We start from the raw sequence: 6,000 nt of genomic DNA on the forward strand, positions 1-6,000 counted from the left end.
TCATATCTAACCATGAACCAAGCAACTTGCCCAGAGTTGTGAGGTTTATGGGTGAAGATATGAGCCCTGCCTCAGAGCGAAACTTCACTGAGGCCTCCGGATCATACAGTGCCCCTCACTCTCGTTATGAGGGGTGAAAATTAACGCTTGTTTCTACTCAAGCCTAAGGGGTTTACTCAATATGGTAACTTCTCCACTAGTGGTGAATAAAATAGTAAGGTATAATCAACGAACTTAAGCTCTCCCAACCCTTAAATAGACAAAGCCCAGTTTTTCAGCAGTTGTGGGTTCTAGGACGTTTCTTCCATCAACTATAACTTTGTTCCTCGCTTCTTTTGCAATCTTTTCTAGATCTAAGTTCCTAAACTCCTTGTGATCTGTAGTGATAACTATGGCATCAATGTCTTTAAAGTCCTCTTTCCACTCAGCGCCAAAGCGCTCTGCATCTTCTTTGGTGCATAGAGGGTCATAAGCATAGACATTGGCGCCCCATTCTTTGAGCTCTCTGATTATTGGAATTGTCGGACTCTTTGTGAACTCCCTAACACCACCTCTGAAGGTCAGGCCAAGAACGAGAATATTGCTTCCTTTTAGCGGCTTTCCAACCTCATTGAGCCCCTTAATAGTGAGCTCAACAACATGGTGAGGCATCGAGTCATTGATCTCCCTAGCAGTCTTAATCAGCCTTGGATTCGTCTTTCTGGCGAGGTTGATAACGAACCAAGGGTAAATAGGAATGCAATGCCCACCAACCCCCGCTCCGGGCATGTGCAGGTGGCAGTAGGGCTGTGTATTTGCAGCCTGGAAAACCTCAAGGGCGTCAAGCCCGTGCTCTTCACACCATAAGGCGAGCTCATTTGCGAGGGCTATGTTGACATCTCTGTAAACTCCCTCAAAGACCTTTACGGCTTCAGCAGCTTTAATAGAGCTCATGGGAATGACGCCTTTTCTGTTTATTGTTTCATATATCCCAATAACTGCTTCAAGAGTCTTCTCGTCATTGGCTCCTACGATCTTTGGATACTGACCTGTGATATCTCTGATTGCTGTTCCGGTCATTGTTCTCTCGGGTGCATGGGCTAAACCAAATTCTCCAAGCTTAAGCCCGCTCTTCTCAAGGATTGGGACTAGACTTTCAGTGGTTCCGGGAGGCATAGTTGCTTCGGTGATAACGATGTCACCCTTCTCCAAGCCTTGGGCAATTTTATAGGCAACGTCATAAACGGGATCAAGCTTCAAGTTTCCTCTTTCGTCTGTTAGCGTTGGAACTAAAATAACCATTACATCTGCTTGCTTGGCAGCCTCAACGCCGTCCGTAGTTGCCCTTAACCTTCCGGCCTCGACATTTCTTTTCACAAGCTCATCCAGCCCGGGTTCTTCCTTTACGTGGTTCTCTCCTCTGTTTATCATTTCAACAACTCTCTCGTTTATGTCGACGCCTATGACCTTTGCCCCGTGATCTGCAAAAACAGCAGCTAGGGGGAGACCCATCTTGCCGAGCCCATAAACTGTTATCGTAACTTTGCCTTCTTTGAAAACCTGCTTTACTTCCTCTCTATTTAGGCCAAGGAGCTTCATGTTCTCACCCCAGTTTTACTACTTCATTTTTTGTCGCACTTTCGAGGGCCTTAACAGCAACTTCCAAAGCGTGTAGCCCTTCTTCTCCACCGACCAACGGCTTTTTGCCCTTTTTGACACACTCAATGAAATGCTCAATCTCAATCCTGAGGGGCTCTCCCCTTTGTATCTTAGCATCATGCACCCATTTCTCGTCATAGATTGTCAGAGTCTGGTTTATGTAGTCGAGATATGCTATTCCTTCAGTTCCAACAACGTTCAGTGTTCTCGTCTTGTGGGGGGTCAGTCTGTTGGTTTCGATAACTCCATCAATGCCGTTTTTGAAGCCGAGAAGAATAAGAGCGTAATCCTCAACTTTTGCGGGGTGCTTCACGTTTCTTGCCTTTGCATAAACTTCTTTTACTCGTGAATCTGCCAGAAAACTCATTATATCTATGTCGTGAACTGCCAGATCGATTATAACTCCAACATCAGCTATTCTAACGACCATTGGGCCTACCCTTTTAGCATTCATCGTAACTATTTCTCCGAGCATTCCTTGGGATATTGTCTCCTTCAGCTTCAGTACCGCTGGGTTGAACCTCTCTACGTGCCCTACCATTAGGACAATGCCCTTGTTTTTAGCTGCTTTAATAATCTCTTCGGCACTCTCAATGCTCTCCGCAATTGGCTTCTCAACTAGAACATGAACCCCATTTTCAATGAACTCTAAGGCGACTTGTTTGTGAAGGAAAGTTGGAACAGCAATGCTGACTGCATCAACTTCTTTTATAAGCTCTCTGTAGTCTGCAAAAGCCCTCGTCTTGAACTTCTCTGCAACCTCCTTGGCTCTTTCAAAATTTGCATCTGCCACTCCAATTAACTCGACTTTGCCTTCTTTTGCCAGTTCTGAGTAAATCCTAGCATGATGAAAGCCCATGTTGCCAACTCCAACAACTCCAATGCGAAGCATTTGCATCACCTAACTTGAAAGCTCTTTGAGAGTCTTGATTATATATTCAATATCTCCCCTGCTAACGGCAGGATGCACTGGAAGGCTTAGTACTCTCTTTGAAGCGTCTATGGCGTTGGGGCAGATGTCCTTTGGATAACCGAGCTTTTGGTATAGTGGCTGGTGGTGGACTGGAATTGGGTAATGAACAGCTGTTCCAATGCCCCTCTCCCTTAGTTTTGCCATAAGCTCATCCCTGCTCATCGGGAACTCATCCTCAACTCTAATCACATATTGGTGGAAGACGTGTTTAACTCTACTATCAACGTAAGGTGGAGTTAAGCCGTCTATCTTGCTTATTCCCTCGCTTAAAAGCTTAGCGTTTTCGATGCGCTTGGTGTTCCACTCGTCGAGCTTTTTGAGCTGAACTCTTCCAATGGCAGCAGCTATATTCGTCATCCTCAAGTTGTAGCCGAGCTCAACATGGAGGTATTTTTCTGCCTGCCCGTGGTTTCTTATCAAATCTGCCCTTTTGGCTAGTTCATCGTCGTTAGTTACGACCATTCCACCTTCGCCGGTGGTCATGTTCTTAGTTGGATAGAAGCTGAAAGCAGCGATATCTCCAAAGGTTCCCACCTTTTGGCCCTTAAATTCCGCTCCATGGGCCTGTGCACAATCTTCAACAAGATAAAGCTTGTAATCCTCAGCTATTTCTTTGAAGGCCTCCATATCCGCTGGCTGGCCGTAGAGGTGGACGACTATTATCGCCTTTGTTTTGTTGGTAATCTTCTCAAGAACGTCGTTTGGGTCGAGGTTGAACGTCTTTGGGTCAATGTCAGCAAAGACGGGCTTTGCTCCCTGGAAGAGAATTGAATTTGCAGAGGCTATAAAAGTGAAAGGTGTTGTTATTACTTCATCACCGGGGCCTATTTTGAGAGCCTTTAACGCGACATCCAAAGCAGCAGTGCCATTGGAGACAGCTATTCCATGCTTAGCTCCCAAATACTCTGCAAACTCTTTCTCAAAGGCCTCAACTTCTTTGCCGTGGGCAAGCATTCCACTCTTGAGGACATTAACAACGGCCTCTATTTCTTCGTCTCCGATTAAGGGCTTAGCAATTGGTATGTTCCTCATTTTTATCGCCTCACAGATTTTTTTCCCTTAGGTACCTTTCATAATCTTCCTTTCTAATTTTAACTTCCTTTCCGCAGTGAGAACACTTGAAAATAATATTGGTTTTATCTTCACCAATTTTCTCCTTTAAGGGCCTCCCGCAGTAGCAGACAAAGCCTCTTAGCCTTGCCGGGTTTCCAAAAACTAGCCCGAAGGGCGGTACGTCTTTTGTGACAACGGCTCCAGCCCCGACCATTGCATATTCACCGATAGTAACACCACAAACTATCGTTGCATGAGCTCCTATGCTTGCTCCTTTCTTAACTAATGTTGGCACGACTTCCCAGTCTTGGTTGAATGCTCTTGGATAAAGGTCGTTCGTAAACGTCATGTGTGGACCGAGGAAAACGTCATCCTCAACTTTAACTCCCCTGTAAACGCTTACTCCGTTTTGAATCTTCACGTTGTTGCCGATCTCAACATCAACATCGATGTAGACGTCTTTTCCAATGTTGCAGTTCTTGCCTATTTTCGCTCCTTTCCTTACGTGGGCAAAGTGCCATATCCTTGTTCCTTCCCCAATCTCTGCTCCTTCTTCAACAACAGCAGTTGGATGAACGAAATATTTTTGAGCCATTTGAGACACCAAGAATATATGAGGACACAACACCAATAAAAATCTATTGGGTGAAATAATGGAACTTCCCTTTGTGAGTGTTATAATCCCAGCATATAATGAAGAAAAATACATAGCCAAATGCCTAGAGGAATGGGTTAATCAAGATTATCCCAAAAACAAGTATGAGATTTTAGTTTACGATGGTATGAGTACCGACAAGACAGCTGAAATAATCCAGGAATTCGAAAGAAACTATCCAAACCTTGTGTTCTATAGAAAAAACTCTAAAAGAAGGCAAGTTTACGCTTTTAATATGGGAATACGAGAGGCTAGGGGAGAATTTTTCATAATCTTTGGAGCTCATGCTTATCCTGAGAGGGACTTCTTGAAAAAGAGTATAGAAACATTCCTTGAAGTTAAGAAAAAGGAGCTAAGACTTGCGGGAGTGGGGGGAAAAATTATCAAGCTCTTTGAAAACCGCCTTGCGAAGTTTATAGCCCTTATATACTCTTCTCCTCTAAGCGGTGCAAGCACTTTTTGGTACGAGGAAGAGCCTCACTTTGCTACAACTGTTGCTTTTGCCCTCTATGATAAGGCTGTAGCCCAGGAGGTTGGCGGTTTTGATGAGGATATGCTCACTGGTAATGATTTCGAGTTCAACCTTAGAATAAACAAGAGGGGTTACAAGCTCTTCTTTAATCCAGAGATTAAGAGTTATTACTTTGCTCGCTCTAGCTGGAAAGGCTTTTTAAAGCAGAGTTTCAACTATGGAGCTGTTAAAGGCGTCGCTATAAGGAAAGGCTATTTTTCATTGCTTTGGTTGTTTCCGTTCGGCTTCCTTGGATTCGAGATTCTTTTGCTCTTTGTCTCACAACTCCTCTGGTTGTTTGCACTTTACTGGGTGATACTTTTTGGAGAAGGAGTTAGATTAGCATACAAAACAAAAAACCCTGATGGAATTTTTCTTCCGCTCCTTATGTTTATATTCCACAACCTTATAAGCTTTGGATTTATAGCTGGTTTGTTGTTCCACAAGAGAGCTTTCAGGTGAGAGAATGAAGATTGTAATGACAGTAAGCAACCCATTTAAGCCAGACCCTAGAGTTTACAAGGAGGCAAAAAGCCTAGTTAGGGCTGGACATAATGTTTATGTTATTGCATGGGATAGGGAGGGTAAGTATCCAAAGAGCGAGACTATTGATGGAATAAATGTTCTCCGCATCGGCCCGAAAGCTAGCTATGGTTACAGGATGGTTGTTGGTCTTCCAGTTTTTTACCTGAATGCTCTAAGAATTATTTTACGATTAAAGCCAGATGTTGTTCACACTCATGATTTTGACACTGCTATTTTGGGATTTGCTCTAAAGCTCCTTAAAGGGACAATGTGGGTCTATGATATTCATGATCTTTACTTCACATTTTTTTCAATGGAAACTGAAAAAGAGACATTTTTTGGAAAAATCGTTAAAGTGTTTGATCTTTTCTTTGCCAAATATGCTACCAGTGTAATAGTAGCTACTGAATCAATTGGGGGAAAATCTGAAGGCCTACGCGAATATTACATTAGAGGGGGTATTTCTCCGGATAAGATAACTACTATTTGGAATACTCCAGAAATAGGGGCGTGTTTAGTTTCACCCCCTGTTATTTAAACAGTATTTGACTCTGAGGAGGATTTTCAGACCATAACACATTACCCCAAGCAGGATTCGGGTTACAGTAGTCTTTTTCAGAAAACAGGGGATCCTACTGCCAAACC

At 43.5% G+C, this 6,000-nt stretch carries 6 protein-coding genes; 2 read left to right on the plus strand and 4 right to left on the minus strand.

Features of this window, described 5'->3' with window-relative positions:
- Positions 1-234: 234 nt before the first annotated feature.
- From NF859_RS10575 to NF859_RS10590, 4 genes are read right to left on the minus strand one after another with little or no spacing between them, the layout of a single operon-like run.
- Positions 235-1,578, minus strand: coding sequence for a nucleotide sugar dehydrogenase (locus NF859_RS10575; RefSeq protein WP_252744204.1), 1,344 nt, complete (start codon positions 1,576-1,578; stop codon positions 235-237).
- A 4-nt stretch (positions 1,579-1,582) separates the two neighbouring features.
- Positions 1,583-2,530 (minus strand): UDP-N-acetylglucosamine 3-dehydrogenase, encoded by a 948-nt coding sequence (locus NF859_RS10580; RefSeq protein WP_252744205.1) that lies wholly within the window; start codon positions 2,528-2,530, stop codon positions 1,583-1,585.
- A 9-nt stretch (positions 2,531-2,539) separates the two neighbouring features.
- Entirely contained in the window at positions 2,540-3,643 is a 1,104-nt protein-coding gene (locus NF859_RS10585) for a DegT/DnrJ/EryC1/StrS family aminotransferase (RefSeq protein ID WP_252744206.1), read from the minus strand.
- 10 nt (positions 3,644-3,653) lie between these two features.
- Entirely contained in the window at positions 3,654-4,259 is a 606-nt protein-coding gene (locus NF859_RS10590) for an acyltransferase (protein WP_252744207.1), read from the minus strand.
- A 58-nt stretch (positions 4,260-4,317) separates the two neighbouring features.
- Here NF859_RS10590 and NF859_RS10595 point away from each other — a divergent pair, with 58 nt between their 5' ends.
- Positions 4,318-5,292: a glycosyltransferase family 2 protein gene (locus tag NF859_RS10595; protein ID WP_252744208.1), complete on the plus strand. Its 975-nt coding sequence runs from the start codon at positions 4,318-4,320 to the stop codon at positions 5,290-5,292.
- 4 nt (positions 5,293-5,296) lie between these two features.
- The gene (locus NF859_RS10600) at positions 5,297-5,893 is read left to right on the plus strand and encodes a glycosyltransferase (RefSeq protein ID WP_252744209.1); all 597 of its coding nucleotides are present in this window, start codon (positions 5,297-5,299) and stop codon (positions 5,891-5,893) included.
- Positions 5,894-6,000: the final 107 nt, after the last annotated feature.

Source organism: Thermococcus alcaliphilus, from assembly GCF_024054535.1.
Taxonomy (GTDB): Archaea; Methanobacteriota_B; Thermococci; order Thermococcales; family Thermococcaceae; genus Thermococcus_A; species Thermococcus_A alcaliphilus.